This window comes from Phyllobacterium sp. (assembly GCF_037994405.1).
In the GTDB taxonomy this organism is placed as follows: Bacteria; Pseudomonadota; Alphaproteobacteria; order Rhizobiales; family Rhizobiaceae; genus Phyllobacterium.
In genome coordinates this window covers 1-13,388 of sequence record NZ_JBBNAN010000520.1, presented here as the reverse complement: position 1 = coordinate 13,388, position 13,388 = coordinate 1, and the positions used below count along the sequence as shown (strand labels likewise).

13 protein-coding genes and 1 pseudogene are annotated in these 13,388 nt (G+C 57.9%); 11 read left to right on the top strand and 3 right to left on the bottom strand.

What is annotated here, in order from left to right:
- Positions 1-131 (top strand): annotated as a pseudogene (locus tag AAAC48_RS28825) (GguC protein); the annotation flags it as partial.
- Between the two features lie 194 nt (positions 132-325).
- Here AAAC48_RS28825 and AAAC48_RS28820 read toward each other — a convergent pair.
- A complete protein-coding gene (locus AAAC48_RS28820; RefSeq protein ID WP_340657466.1) occupies positions 326-1,174 on the bottom strand; it encodes a FadR/GntR family transcriptional regulator in 849 nt (282 codons plus the stop codon).
- 121 nt (positions 1,175-1,295) lie between these two features.
- On the opposite strand from AAAC48_RS28820, the gene AAAC48_RS28815 reads away from it, so the two are divergent.
- From AAAC48_RS28815 to AAAC48_RS28770, 10 genes are all read left to right on the top strand, one after another.
- Positions 1,296-2,204: a LysR family transcriptional regulator gene (locus AAAC48_RS28815; RefSeq protein WP_340657465.1), complete on the top strand. Its 909-nt coding sequence runs from the start codon at positions 1,296-1,298 to the stop codon at positions 2,202-2,204.
- Between the two features lie 128 nt (positions 2,205-2,332).
- Positions 2,333-3,493: an ABC transporter substrate-binding protein gene (locus AAAC48_RS28810; RefSeq protein ID WP_340657464.1), complete on the top strand. Its 1,161-nt coding sequence runs from the start codon at positions 2,333-2,335 to the stop codon at positions 3,491-3,493.
- Positions 3,494-3,855: 362 nt separating this feature from the next.
- Positions 3,856-4,923: an IS110 family transposase gene (locus tag AAAC48_RS28805; RefSeq protein WP_340657463.1), complete on the top strand. Its 1,068-nt coding sequence runs from the start codon at positions 3,856-3,858 to the stop codon at positions 4,921-4,923.
- 271 nt (positions 4,924-5,194) lie between these two features.
- Positions 5,195-6,196 carry an ABC transporter ATP-binding protein gene (locus tag AAAC48_RS28800; RefSeq protein WP_340657462.1) on the top strand — a complete coding sequence of 334 codons (1,002 nt, stop codon included), beginning with the start codon at positions 5,195-5,197 and terminating at the stop codon, positions 6,194-6,196.
- On the top strand, positions 6,193-7,146 hold the full coding sequence (locus AAAC48_RS28795; RefSeq protein ID WP_340657461.1) for an ABC transporter permease: 954 nt from the start codon (positions 6,193-6,195) through the stop codon (positions 7,144-7,146). The genes AAAC48_RS28800 and AAAC48_RS28795 overlap by 4 nt, the downstream gene beginning before the upstream one ends.
- Positions 7,136-7,945, top strand: coding sequence for an ABC transporter permease (locus AAAC48_RS28790; RefSeq protein ID WP_340657460.1), 810 nt, complete (start codon positions 7,136-7,138; stop codon positions 7,943-7,945). The genes AAAC48_RS28795 and AAAC48_RS28790 overlap by 11 nt, the downstream gene beginning before the upstream one ends.
- A gap of 22 nt (positions 7,946-7,967) precedes the next feature.
- Positions 7,968-9,395, top strand: a complete 1,428-nt coding sequence (locus AAAC48_RS28785; RefSeq protein WP_340657459.1) for a gamma-aminobutyraldehyde dehydrogenase — start codon at positions 7,968-7,970, stop codon at positions 9,393-9,395.
- Positions 9,396-9,416: 21 nt separating this feature from the next.
- On the top strand, positions 9,417-9,908 hold the full coding sequence (locus AAAC48_RS28780; RefSeq protein WP_340657458.1) for an ester cyclase: 492 nt from the start codon (positions 9,417-9,419) through the stop codon (positions 9,906-9,908).
- A gap of 112 nt (positions 9,909-10,020) precedes the next feature.
- Positions 10,021-10,626: a sulfite oxidase-like oxidoreductase gene (locus tag AAAC48_RS28775; protein WP_340657457.1), complete on the top strand. Its 606-nt coding sequence runs from the start codon at positions 10,021-10,023 to the stop codon at positions 10,624-10,626.
- Positions 10,627-10,628: 2 nt separating this feature from the next.
- On the top strand, positions 10,629-11,378 hold the full coding sequence (locus AAAC48_RS28770; protein ID WP_340657456.1) for an FAD-binding oxidoreductase: 750 nt from the start codon (positions 10,629-10,631) through the stop codon (positions 11,376-11,378).
- Here the strand turns inward: AAAC48_RS28770 and ugpC are convergent.
- Together ugpC and AAAC48_RS28760 are read right to left on the bottom strand one after the other, a co-directional pair.
- Positions 11,375-12,448, bottom strand: a complete 1,074-nt coding sequence (gene ugpC / locus AAAC48_RS28765) for a sn-glycerol-3-phosphate ABC transporter ATP-binding protein UgpC (protein ID WP_340657455.1) — start codon at positions 12,446-12,448, stop codon at positions 11,375-11,377. The two genes, AAAC48_RS28770 and ugpC, sit on opposite strands and share 4 nt — an antisense overlap.
- A gap of 26 nt (positions 12,449-12,474) precedes the next feature.
- Positions 12,475-13,299 (bottom strand): carbohydrate ABC transporter permease, encoded by an 825-nt coding sequence (locus AAAC48_RS28760; protein WP_100002406.1) that lies wholly within the window; start codon positions 13,297-13,299, stop codon positions 12,475-12,477.
- Positions 13,300-13,388: the final 89 nt, after the last annotated feature.

Here is a 13,388-nt window from a genome sequence, read left to right as displayed (position 1 = left end):
TGTCCTTTGCCGATGGCGTGAAAGCGGAAAACGGCGACGTCTTCGAGATCGAAGCGCCGGCGTTTGGCCTCCCCTTGCGCAATCCCCTCAAGGTCGAGAAGCCGTCCAAGGTCAAGGTGACAGCCCTGTAAGCCCGTCATCAAAGGCTGGATTCAGCCAGCTGCCAGGCCTTGCCGACAAGCCGGTTTTGATTTCAGGCGGTCCAGCCTGTGTCTCACCGGCCGGGTGCTGCCCGACGACATTCCCGTATGGCGCTGTTTCTTGGTTCCGATGATTCGAAGATGTGCTCGGCACAGGGCTTTATTGTCGATGGCGGCTGGTCTGATTAACGCGCGGCGGTTCGGCCCGCCGCGAGCACGCGCTCTGCGCCCTCGCGAATGACAACGCGCATGGCTTCCTTGGCCGCCTCGACGTCGCCTGCCTTGATGGCATCGGCAATGGCTGCATGCCGTGCAACCGATGTGATATGGCTTTCGGAGTTGGGTATCGGTGAACTGATTGTGAAGGTTGTCACAAGCGCCACTTCAATCAGGGCGCTGATCGAGCGCATGAACGGATTTCCGGAAGCATCTGCAATCGCTATATGAAATTGCAGATCGCTAAAGACGAAATCCTGCGCGGATTCGTGAGCGCCGCCCATTTTCTCGACCCAATGATACAGCTTCTCGAGTTGCGCATCGGTTCGCCGCAAAGCGGCAAGGCCTGCGGCCTCAGGCTCGAGGGCGAGCCGCATTTCAACGATGCTCGAAAGAAATTGCGCGCTGGCCCCGGCTTCGAAATGCCAGACGAGGATATCCGGATCGAACAGGTTCCAGCGTGAACGCTCGAGTACGCGCGTGCCGATCTTGGCCTTTGGCTGGATCAAGCCCTTGGCGGCGAGCGTCTTCAAGGCTTCGCGCAACACCGTTCGCGACACTCCGAATCGTTCCAGCAATTCCGCATCGCCCGGTAGGATGCTGTTCTCCGGATAGGCTCCGCTGATGATCTTCAGCCCAAGGTCGCGCATGACATGGCCATGATGCGTGCGCGATTGCCCGGCCGTGCGAAAATCATAATTGGTGAGTTCGTTGTCTGCCAACTCTTTGCCTGCTATTTGCTTGCATGTGTATGGGGGAAAGCAACCAACAATCGCCGCCGCCTGAAGCGCCTGCGGCTTTGCCTCCCTGCCGGTCACGCAACCTCCTAAATCTATTTATAATATTATAATATCATTAACAATCGCCAATATTTTATCTAACCCATTTCGCCGATCGGTTCGCTTGCCAATCGGCCCAGTCACAGTATTAAGTCGCGTCATGGCATTCACACTCCGGCAATTACAGTATTTCATTGCTGTCGCTGAACAGGGTTCGATCACACGCGCCGCGCAAAACCTGTCGATTTCACAATCATCGATCACAGAGGCGGTAAAAGAACTCGAAACTGACCTCGGTGTCGAACTCTTCGAACGGCACCCGCGCGGCCTGGATATTACCTATAACGGGCATCAGTTTCTGCGGCATGCAACCAAGATCCTGGCCGATGTCTCCGACGCACGCCGCTCGTTTTCCGCTGAAGTGCCTGTTCGGGGCGGCAAATTGAACCTGGGCGTCACGTCGCTAGTGGCCGGTTACGTGCTTTCCGATCTCCTTGCCCGCTTTCGCCGCGCCTGTCCTGGTGTCGAGGTCAGCGCCATTGAGGACAATGGCTCCTATCTCGAACATCTGCTGGTCGGTGGTGAACTCGATGTCGCGGTGATGGTCATCTCCAACCTGCGCGATCGCATGGCCCTGCAGGCGGAGATCATAGAGACGTCTCCTTACAGGCTCTGGTTGCCGCTTGGCCATCCGCTCGTGAGCGCCGACATTATTTCCATCAATGATATCGTCAGCGAACCGCTCATCATGCTGACCGTCGACGAGATCGAGGAAAATACCGGCAAGTTGCTGACGGCGTTGGGCGCGCGGCCGCACGTCGCTTTCCGCACTCGCTCGGTCGAGGCGGTGCGCAGCCTGGTGGCGACAGGCGCGGGAATTGCATTGCTGCCTGATCTCGTCTACCGGCCATGGTCACTCGAAGGCGACCGCATCGAAAGCCGCGACGTATCCGGCGCGCTGCCTGTGGTGCAGGTTGGTATGGTCTGGCGCAAGGGTTCGAGCCTGCCGCAGGCGGCGCGCGATTTCGTCGGGATAGCCGAGGCCCTGCGCAGCGGCCGCGTCCGCTAGAAAACACCTGATATCGGAATTTCCGATATCGGCCATCCCATAAATGAATTTGCGAATACGGTGAAATCGAGGCACTCTTTCTTCCGGGAACATAGGCCGTAAAATACGGTCCAAGTGGGAGAATTGAGATGAAGCAGATCCTGAAATCCTGCACCGCACTGACGCTTTCCCTTGCCTTTTGCTCGCAGGTCCTCGCGCAGGAAGCGCTGCAGGAACTTGGCAAGGGCGAAGGTGAACTCTCCATTGTCGCATGGCCTGGCTATATCGAACGGGGAGAGACCGACAAGAATTACGACTGGGTCACGGGTTTCGAGAAAGAGACCGGCTGCAAGGTCAGCGTCAAGACCGCTGCAACCTCTGATGAAATGGTCGCGCTGATGAATGAAGGCGACTTCGATCTTGTCACCGCATCGGGCGACGCATCGCTGCGTCTCGTTGCAGGCAAGCGCGTGCAGCCAATCAACACCGATCTTATTCCGAGCTGGAAGACCCTTGATGAACGTATGCAGAATGCGCCCTGGCACACGGTGAAGGGCGTCCACTATGGCGTACCCTATGTCTGGGGCCCGAACGTGCTCATGTACAATACGGAGGTGTTCAAGGATAAGGCGCCGACGAGCTGGAACGTGGTATTTGAGGAAATGAAGCTGCCGGACGGCAAGTCGAACAAGGGGCGCATCCAGGCCTATGATGGTCCGATTCATATTGCCGATGCCGCCAACTACCTCATGTTCCACAAGCCCGAGCTTGGCATCAAGAGCCCCTACGAACTGAACGAGGATCAGTACAAGGCAGCACTCGATCTCCTGCGCGTCCAGCGGACGCTGGCCGGGCGGTACTGGCACGATGCCATGATCCAGATCGACGACTTCAAGAATGAAGGTGTCGTCGCCTCGGGCTCGTGGCCGTTCCAGGTCAATCTGCTGAAAGCCGACAAGAAACCCATCGCGTCAGTCGTCCCTGAAGAGGGCGCCACGGGATGGGCGGATACGACCATGCTGCATGCCGACAGCCCGCATCCGAACTGCGCCTATAAGTGGATGGAACATTCGCTTTCGCCGAAGGTACAGGGTGACGTATCTGCCTGGTTCGGCGCGAATCCTTCGGTGGGTGCGGCGTGCAAGGGCAACGAGCTTTTGACGGACGAAGGCTGTGCAACCAACGGTTACAATGACTTCGACAAGATCAAGTTCTGGAGAACGCCGGTGTCAAAATGTGAGACACAGAGCGAATGCGTGCCCTATCACCGCTGGGTCTCAGACTATATCGGCGTGATCGGCGGACGCTGATCGGCAACAGTAGTCGATGCCGACAATCTCTCCCCTTGTGGGAGAGAAAGCGATTTCGGCAACTTAGCGAGCGACGCGACGCTCAAGTGCCAGAAATCGCAAGAGAGGGGATAATCTGCTGTATGGGCCAAATCCCCTCTCTTGGATTTTCCGAGGGTTAGCTGCGCTAACACCAAGAAAATCCGTTCTCCCCCACAAGGGGGGAGATAACCCGCACCCAAACGGAGGTGGCATGAAAGAGGCCGCGTCCGCCGAGAGAACAGATCATTGAGATGCAGATGATGATCGAGAGACAGTCACACTTCCAGCCTTTCGGCTTACCCTATTGGGGTTTCGAAGATCTCAATAGAGGAGTTGGAAGCATGACTGCAGCTTATGATTACCACATCGGGGTGGATTACCACAAATCCTACAGCCATCTCGTGGTGCAGGACAGCAGCGGCAAGACGCTGCGCTCTGGCAGGGTGAAGAACGACCGCCAGTCGCTTGGCGGCTTCCTTGAACGATACCGGGAGAACTCGCATGCCGTCGTCGAGGCCACCCGCAACTGGATGGTGATGTACGACTGGCTCGACGACATTTGTGACGATGTCGTTCTCGCCCATCCCTTAAAGGTCAAGGCGATCGCCGATGCCAAGATCAAGACGGACAAGATCGACGCCACCGTGCTGGCGCATCTGCTCAGAGCCGACCTCGTCCCTGAGGCCTGGGCGCCCGGGGAGCGGGCCCGCGAACTGCGCGTCGCCCTTCGCGAGCGGATGTTTTACGTGCGGCTGCGCACGATGACGAAGAACCGAATCGTGACGGTCTTTGATCGCTACCCGGAGCAGACGGCACAGCTAAAGAAGATCGCCGACCTGTTCGGCAAGGCCGGCCGCGTCCAGCTTGCGCAGGTGAAGGTCTCGCCGATCGATCGCATCCAGATCGACCGTGGTCTGGCCTTTGTCGGCGACATCGACGTCCGGATCAAGCAGTCGGAAGCAACGATCCGGGCAATGACCAAGGCCAATGCCAATGTGAAGTTGCTGAAGACGATCCCCGGCATCGGCGAGTTCTTTGCCCGGCTGATCGACGCGGAGATCGACGACATAGCGCGGTTCCGGACACCGAAGAAGCTTGCCGCCTATGCCGGCCTCATCCCCTCGACCTATTCGAGCGGTGGCAAGACCTGGCACGGCAAGATCATCAAGCAGGGCAACAAGTGGCTGCGCTGGGCTTTCGTCGAGGCGGTCGCTCCCGCCATCGCCAGCGATCCGCAGCTTCGAGCCCAATATGAGCATCTGAAGATCAGAGGAACCAACAAGGCGCGTGTTGCGATTGCGCGCAAGCTTTTGACGATCGCCTTCCAGATCCTGCGTGACCAGCGCGCTTACGAGCAGCGTGGCATCAGCACTACGGAAGGCGCGTCAACGATATCCCGGCTGTCCTGATGGCTTGCTAGCGAGCTCGGCAGGACTGGGCTGCGCTCATAACGGAGAATGGGAAGCCGGGAGCCGAACGCCACTATGTGACCAAGCCATGCAAAGGCATCAGGGTCACGGATTGGAGAATGGTTCAAGAACCGCGGAACAAACAACTGTTCTGCGAAAGGGAGTAATTTAGTCGGCTGGCCAAAACGCCGGTCAAAACCTAACCGAACCCAAGGATAGCCCCGCGAAAAGCGATGTCTTTGCCCCTTGTGTTCTTTCATTGGAGCAAGCCATGACTGCCGCAGTCCTGTTTGAAAATGTATCGCGTCATTTCGGTGCCGTGCGCGCCGTTGACGCGGTGGATCTCGCGATCGCCGAGGGTGAATTCTTTGCAATGCTCGGCCCATCGGGTTCGGGCAAGACCACGTGTCTGCGATTGATGGCGGGGTTCGAACAGCCGACAGGTGGTCATATCGAGATTTTCGGCGAAACTGCGGAAGGCGTGCCGCCCTACAAGCGCAGCGTCAATACCGTGTTCCAGGATTATGCGCTGTTCCCCCACTTGAGCATCCTCGACAATGTGGCCTATGGCCTGATGGTGAAGGGGGTCGGCAAGGAAGAGCGGCGCAAGGCAGCCGAAGATGCACTCGCCATGGTGAAGCTGCCCGGCTACGGCACCCGCCGTCCCGGCCAGCTTTCGGGTGGCCAGCGTCAGCGCGTGGCCCTTGCCCGCGCACTGGTCAATAAACCGAAAGTGCTGCTCCTCGACGAACCTCTCGGAGCGCTTGATCTCAAGCTGCGCGAGCAAATGCAGGAGGAGCTCAAATCCCTGCAGAAAACACTTGGCATCACCTTTGTCTTCGTCACGCACGATCAGGGTGAAGCACTGTCGATGGCCGACCGCATCGCCGTATTCAATGACGGCAAGATCCAGCAACTGGGCACACCGGAAGAGGTCTACAAGCAGCCTAAGACGCGCTTTGTGGCGGATTTCGTGGGTTCGTCGAATGTCCTGCCGCCTGAATTTGTCAAACAGCTGGGCGCTGCCAGTCAATATGCAAGCCTCCGACCGGAGGCGATTACGCTGGGCCGCGGCGGCGATGGCAAGCTCGTCCTCGACGGTACCGTATTGTCGCGCAGTTTCCTCGGCGCAGCCAATCGCGTGCTGGTCAGTGTCAACGGCACGAAGATCAATGTCATGAGCCCGGCGGCGACATCTATTCCGTCCGAGGGCAATCCCGTTACTCTGAGTTTCGATCGTGCTGACCTGCATTTGATGGATCAGGCTTCATGAGCACGATTGTCGAGCAACGATCGAAACTCCAGGATCGCGGCAGTATGACGAGCCGCATCTCGGACTTTCTGTGGAAGCACCCCTATGTGCTCCTCACTATTCTCCTCGCGCCGCCGCTTCTCTGGCTCGGCATCATCTATCTCGGCTCACTGTTCGCGCTGTTGCTGCAAAGCTTCTTCTCGATCGATGACTATTCTGGACTGATAAACTACGAATTCACCCTTGCCACCTACAGGCAACTCCTGAACGAAGCCAATTTCGACATTATTGTCCGGACCGTGTTGATGGCTACGATCGTAACGCTGGTTTCAGCCATCATTGCGTTTCCCATCGCCTATTACGCCGCCCGCTACGCCCGGGGAAAATGGAAGGCGTTCTTCTATCTCGGCGTGATGTTGCCGCTTTGGTCGAGCTATCTCGTCAAAATTTATGCCTGGAAACTTATCCTTGCCAAGGAAGGCATTCTCACCTGGGTGCTGGCAAAGCTCAATCTCCTGTGGCTTCTCGACGCCTGGCTTTCGCTCCCCGTCATCGGCGGCAACTCCCTTTCGGTCAGCTATACCGGCACGTTCATCGTCTTCGTCTACGTGTGGATGCCGTTCATGATTCTTCCGATCCAGGCGGCACTCGAGCGCGTCCCCGCCAACCTCATCGAAGCATCGTCCGACCTTGGTGGCACGCCGCAACAGACCTTCCGGCATGTGCTGTTTCCTCTGGCCCTGCCAGGCATCGTTGCCGGCTCGATTTTCACCTTCTCGCTGACACTCGGTGATTACATTATCCCGCAGATTATCGGCTCGTCACGGCTGTTCATCGGCCAGGCGGTGTATGCCCAGCAAGGCACAGCGGGCAACATCCCGCTCGCTGCAGCATTCACAGTCGTGCCCATCGTCATCATGGGCTTCTATTTGTGGATGGCACGACGCATGGGAGCTTTCGATGCGCTCTGATCGCTCTGCTCCCCTCGGACTCAAGATTGCGGCCGCGGGCGGCCTGCTTTTCCTGCATCTGCCGCTGCTGCTCATCTTCCTTTACGCCTTCACAACCGAGGAGAAGAGCTATCAGTTCCCTCCCCCTGGCCTGACCTTGCAATGGTTCGCGGTGACATGGGGCAGGCCGGATGTGTGGCAAGCGCTTTCGCTGTCAGTGCGCGTTGCGTCAATTTCGACCGTCATTGCACTGGTGCTCGGAACGCTTTGTGCTGCAGCCGTCAGCCAGACGCGGTTCTTTGGCCGCGAGACCATATCGCTGCTGGTGATCCTGCCCATCGCCCTCCCCGGCATTATCACCGGTATCGCCTTGCGTTCGGCATTCAGCCTGGCGGATATTCCATTCTCGTTCTGGACAATCGTCCTTGGCCACGCAACCTTCTGCATCGTCGTTGTCTATAACAATGCGGTCGCCCGTTTCCGCCGTGTCTCCGGTTCGCTGATGGAAGCTTCGATGGATCTCGGGGCCAACGGCTTCCAGACCTTCCAATATGTCATCTTGCCAAATATCGGTACCGCGCTTCTGGCCGGCGGCATGCTCGCCTTTGCCCTGTCCTTCGATGAAGTCATCGTCACCACTTTCACCGGCGGTCAGCAATCGACCTTGCCAATCTGGATGCTGCAGGAACTGATCCGCCCACGCCAACGCCCCGTGACCAATGTGGTTGCAATGGTCGTGGTGATTGTAACCTTCCTGCCGATCCTCGCTGCCTACTACCTCACCCGTGACGGCGACCAGATCGCTGGATCAGGCAAATAACTTACGTTTGGGAGAACAAGTCATGGATACGAAATTGCTGATCGGCTCGAAGTTCGAAGCTGGAACGGAAGCGGAGGAGCACGTGCTCAATCCAAAGACCGGGGCCAAGATCATCGACCTTGCCGAGGCCTCCCATAGCCAGATCGATGCGGCTGTCGACGCCGCGGATAAGGCCTTTGCCAGTTGGTCTCGGACCACTCCTGCCGAACGATCGGGATACCTGCTCAAGATCGCCGATGCCATCGAGAAGCACGCCGATGATTTCGCTGCACTCGAAGCCCTCAACTGCGGCAAGCCGATCAATGCGGTGCGCAACGACGAGTTGCCTGCGATCATTGATTGCTGGCGTTTCTTCGCCGGTGCCGTGCGGACCCTTACCTCTCCCGTCGCTGGCGAATATCTGCCGGGCCATACCTCGATGATCCGCCGCGACGCGATTGGTATTGTCGGCTCGATCGCTCCCTGGAACTACCCACTGATGATGATGGCATGGAAGCTGGCGCCCGCTATCGCCGGTGGCAATACGGTTGTGTTCAAGCCGTCGGAACAGACCCCCCTTACTGCGTTGAAAATGGCGCGGCTGCTGGCACATATTCTGCCGGAGGGCGTCGTCAACGTCATCCTCGGTCGCGGCGAAACGGTCGGCAATGCACTGATCAACCATCCGAAGATCGGCATGGTCTCGATCACCGGTGATATCGCCACCGGAAAAAAGGTGCTGCAGGCGGCGGCAAAAACCGTGAAACGCACGCATCTGGAACTTGGCGGCAAGGCGCCCGTCCTTGTCTACAACGACGCCGATCTGGAAGCGGTTGTCAATGGCATCCGCACTTTTGGCTATTACAATGCCGGGCAGGACTGCACCGCCGCCTGCCGTATCTATGCGCAGGATGGCATCTATGAAAAACTCGTTGCCGACCTCACCTCCGCCGTCTCCACAATTCGCTACAATCAGGACGACGATACGGTCAACGAAATAGGCCCGCTGATCTCGGGACGTCAGCGCGACCGGGTGGCAAGCTTCGTCGAACGCGCAACCGAGCTGAAGCATATAGAGATTACCACCGGTGGCGCTGCAGGCAGCAAGAACGGCTTCTTCTTCCAGCCAACCGTTGTTGCTGGCGCAACGCAGGAAGACGAGATCGTCCGCCGCGAAGTCTTTGGCCCGGTGGTTTCCGTAACGCGCTTCAAGGATGATGACCAAGCTGTCGCCTGGGCCAATGACAGTGATTACGGCCTCGCTTCTTCAGTCTGGACGCAGGATATTTCCAAGGCAATGAAGGCAGCATCGCGCCTGCAATACGGCTGCACCTGGATCAATACCCACTTCATGCTGACCAATGAAATGCCCCATGGCGGCGTCAAGCAGTCGGGCTATGGCAAGGACATGTCCGTCTATGCACTCGAGGATTATACCGCCGTGCGTCACATCATGATTAACCACGGTTGATTCAACAGGGAGGATACTGAAATGCATCGCCGTCAACTACTAGCGGCCGCCAGTGCCTTGGGTTTGAGTGCATTTCTATTTACGCCCGCGGTCTTTGCCGCCGACGCCGCCCCGGCGGTTGTTGAGGGTTATCTCGCTGCGTGGAACGCCCATGACTCGACCAAGGCGGCGGCCTATTTCGCCGACAATGTTACCTATTACGACGCGTCTGTCGGCAAGCCCGTAACGGGCAGAGATGCGGCAAAGACCGGTGTAATTGATAATTTCCTGAATGCCGTTCCTGACGCAGTCTGGACCATGAAGGGTGATCCAGTGGTCGCGGGCGACAAGGTCGCGTTTGAATGGGAGTTCTCAGGCACCAATACCGGCGCCTGGGCCGATGGCACCGCCGCCACTGGCAAGCATTTCAAGTTTACCGGGGCCTCGATCCTCGACATTAAGGATGGCAAGATCATCTCGCAAAGTGATTATTACGACGCTCTGGGGTTCTACAAGCAGCTTGGACTGATGTAGGCATAAATTTGCAACAAGGTTGCGCCGTCCCGCACGACGCGACCCTTTGGCCGGGGACGGTCTTGGCGGGACGTGCCAACTGTGGTTGTATCGCATCAGGAGTGCACAACCAATGACAACACGCGGCTTTACCGGCCGGCGGCAACCGCCGGAAATCACAGATCGTATTCCGCCAGGCCAATCGCTGACCGAGGATTTTCCGGTCCTGTCGGCCGGTCCGACACCCCGCATACGCACCGAGGACTGGTCCTTCACGATCAAGGTCGGGCCAAAGCCGGTCATCAAATGGAGCTGGTCCGAATTCAATGCGCTGCCGCAGACCAAATTTACCCGCGACATCCATTGCGTTACCGCCTGGTCGAAGCTCGATACGCCGTGGCAGGGCGTGCTGATCGACGACATTCTTGCACAGGCGGGCCTTGAACCCCCGACGGATTTCACGCTCGCGCATTCTTACGACGGCTATACGACCAATGTGCCTGCGAAAGATCTTCTTGGCGGCAAGGCGATGATCGCGACACATTACGACGGCAAGCCGCTGACCCCGGACCACGGCGGCCCCGCCCGCCTGCTCGTCCCGCACCTCTACTTCTGGAAATCGGCGAAGTGGATCAATGGCCTGCAGTTCACCACACGCGATGAACCCGGATTTTGGGAACTACGCGGCTACCATATCTATGGTGACCCGTGGCGCGAGCAGCGCTACACCGGCGATTGAGAATGCAGGAGCAGGTAGTCGCCACGCAGGCGAAGTGGCAAAAGGCAACCATCAGTGGAATCGTCAGGCAGACACCGCGCGTTACCAGCTTCTTCTTCCAGCCGTCGCTTCCCTTCTCGTACAGACCGGGTCAGCATGTCGATGTTCGTTTGAGCGCCCCAGATGGCTATCAGGCGCAGCGCAGCTATTCGATCGCCTCGACGCCCGAAAGTGGCGATTTGATTGAGCTTGCGATCGAGCGGCTCGATAACGGCGAAGTCTCCACCTTCTTCCATGACGTCGCGACAATTGGCGATGAGATCGATTTGCGCGGTCCTATCGGCGGGCATTTCATCTGGACCGTTGAGGATGGTGGGCCGCTCCTGCTGATCGGCGGTGGCTCCGGCGTGGTGCCGCTGGCTGCGATGATACGTCACCGCGCCGTGCAGAATGCTTCAACGCCCGTCATGCTGCTCTATTCTGCGCGAACATGGGACGAACTGATTTTCCGCGAAGGACTGCTGGCCCTCAAGCAGGAAGGCAATGGTTTCGATCTTGCCCTGACCCTTACGCGCGAGCATGCGGCACATAATGCCGACTACGACCGGCGCATCGATCCGGCGATGGTCGCGGAACTGCTGCGCCGCATGCCATCGCCCCCAAAACAGGTATTCGTCTGTGGCTCCAATGCCTTCGTCACCACGGCCACCGACGCGCTGATTGCGGCGGATGTTCCCGCCGGTGTCATCCGAACCGAGCGCTACGGTGTCTAATTCGGTAGTGGCTTGCTGCCTATGCGTGCGCCGCTCGCCATGTCGAACAGATGGCTGGTCGCCGGGTCAATTGCGACATAGAGGGTGTCGCCTGGCCTGATCGACAGACGATCGCGGAACAGACAAGAAATCTCCTGATTGCCGATCTTGCCGACCACCATGATCTCGGAGCCCGTCGGTTCGACCACATCGACTTTGACCGGAATTCCCTGGTCGGCAATCCTGATGTGCTCGGGGCGGATGCCGTAAGTCGCTTCAGCAGCCGTGGGTGAGCCCGCGCCCTTTGGCAACGGCAATCTGATGCCGTCTGGAGTGACAAATGCACCACCTTCGACCTTGCCCTTGATGAAATTCATCGCCGGCGAGCCGATAAAACCGGCCACAAACAGGTTTGCGGGATAGTCGTAAAGATCGAGCGGCGTACCGATCTGTTCGACAAGACCGTCCTTCATCACGACGATCTTGTCGGCCATGGTCATGGCTTCGATTTGGTCGTGGGTCACATAGACAATCGTTGTGCCAAGACGCTGGTGCAAACCCTTGATTTCACTGCGCATCTGCACACGAAGCTTGGCGTCGAGATTGGAAAGCGGTTCGTCGAACAGGAACACCTGCGGATCCCGCACGATTGCACGGCCCATGGCGACGCGCTGGCGCTGACCTCCGGAAAGCTGGCGCGGAAACCGGTCAAGCAGTTTTTCGAGACCGAGGATTTCGGCAGCACGTCCGACGCGGCTTTCCTTCTCCTGTTTCGGCGCATTCTTCAGCATCAGCGCGAAGCCCATATTGTCCGCAACAGTCATGTGCGGATAAAGCGCATAATTCTGGAACACCATGGCGATATCGCGCTCCTTTGCCGGCAGATCATTGACGACGCGGCTGCCGATGGCGATCTCACCACCGGTGATCTCTTCAAGACCGGCGATCATGCGCAGCAGTGTCGATTTCCCGCAGCCGGAAGGTCCGACAAGGATGACGAACTCGCCGTCTTCGATGTCAACCGAAACGCCATGCATGACGTTGACATTGCCGTAAGTCTTGGTGACGTCCCTGATGGAGACCGAGGCCATGCGACCCTCCCTGTTCTAATCCTGAATTAGCCGCCCTTGACGGCACCGGCAGTAAGACCGGCAATGATTTGGCGTTGTGCAAAGACCGTAAGAAGCAGCACCGGCAGCGTTACCACAAATGCAGCGGCGGCAAGCGGCCCCCAACTAACCTGTTCGAACGACAGCATGTTATAAACAGCAACCGGCAGCGTTCGCGTTTCGCGGCTGGCAAGCACGATACCGAAGACGAAATTGTTCCACGAGAAGATGACTGCCAGGATCAGCGACACGACGATGCCAGGTTTCGCGATCGGCAAGGCTACCATACGGAACACCTGCCACGAGGTCGCACCGTCGATCATCGCTGCTTCCTCAAGTTCCATCGGCGTGGTTTCGAAATATCCGATCATGATCCAGATGACGATCGGTACCGTTACGACGAGGTGGATGATGATCTGCGGCCAGAGCGTACCAAGCAGGCCCAAGGTCTGGAACAGCAGGAAGAGCGGGATCAGATAGGACAGGCCCGGCGTCATGCGGGCGATCATGACAACGATCGCCGCCTTGTCTGCGCGCAGGCGGGCTATACCGTAGCCGGCAGGAACACCAACGAGCAGTGCCAGCAGGGTTGCGGTGCCCGTCACTAGGAGGCTGTTCCAGAAATAGTGCAGGAAATCATTGGTGGCGAAGATGTCGGTATAATTCGACCAGGCAAAATGCTCCGGAATGAAGATTGGCGGATAGGCCCCGTTGTCGATTTCGTATTTCAGCGATAGCGACAGCATCCACAGAAAGAAGAAGATTGCCGGTGAAACGATCACGAAGACGATGAAGGCTGTACCTACAGATTTGAGCAGATTGCGGCGCGCCATGGTTTGTCTCCTCAGCTGTTCCACTTTGTCCGCTGGCGCAGATAGAGCAGCGCGAGCGACATGGTGATGATGACGATAAAGAAGACGAC